This is a genomic window from Thauera aromatica, assembly GCF_023093595.1.
Taxonomy (GTDB): Bacteria; Pseudomonadota; Gammaproteobacteria; order Burkholderiales; family Rhodocyclaceae; genus Thauera; species Thauera aromatica_A.
Genome location: NZ_JALLIK010000013.1, coordinates 1 through 754 on the forward strand (window position 1 = coordinate 1; position 754 = coordinate 754).

The 754-nt window shown below is 63.1% G+C and carries 1 protein-coding gene; it reads left to right on the plus strand.

Going from position 1 to position 754, the window contains the following annotated elements; translation table 11 throughout:
- Window positions 1–726, plus strand: a 726-nt coding sequence (locus MXC99_RS00270; RefSeq protein ID WP_247723648.1) for an ISAs1 family transposase, incomplete at its 5' end; no start/stop codon positions are given.
- Between the last annotated feature and the right edge of the window lie 28 nt (window positions 727–754).

Genomic DNA, 754 nt, shown 5'->3' on the forward strand with positions numbered 1-754 from the left:
GGCCAGACGGCGACGGCGGAGAAGTCCAACGAGATCACGGCGATCCCCGAACTGCTCAAGGTGCTCGACATCGACGGCTGCATCGTCACCATCGATGCGATGGGCACGCAGACCAAGATCGCGCGCGCCATCCGTGAGCGAGGAGCCGACTACGTGCTGTGCGTGAAGGACAACCATCCGACGCTGCGTGACTCGATCATCTTCGCGGACATCGATGCGCGCGGCCCGCTGAGGCCGAGCTCGATGCACGAGAGCACGAGCACCGGCCACGGACGGATCGAAGTGCGACGCTGTACGGCGTATGACGCAACCGATCGGCTCTACAAGGCCGCCGCCTGGAAGGATGTGGCCAGTTTTGCCGTCGTCGAGCGCGTGCGAACGGTGGGCGAGCACACCAGTACCGAGCGCGCGTACTACATCAGCAGTCTGCCCGCCGATGCTGAGCGGATCGCACTGGCGGTTAGAAGTCATTGGGAAGTCGAGAATCGGCTGCACTGGTGTCTGGATGTTCAGTTCGGTGATGACTACGCACGGGGCCGCATCGGCCACATTGCCCACAACTTGGCGCTGGTGCGCCACATGGCGCTCAATCTCATCCGGCTCGATACGTCCATCAAGACCAGCATCAAGACCAAGCGCCTGCTGGCGGCGACGTCCGATGAGTTTCGCGCTGCGCTGCTCGGTTTCGAGGCGCCGGACGAGGACGACGAGGATGGTGACGATTAATGATGAACGCGTAGCTGCGGGAGCCCTG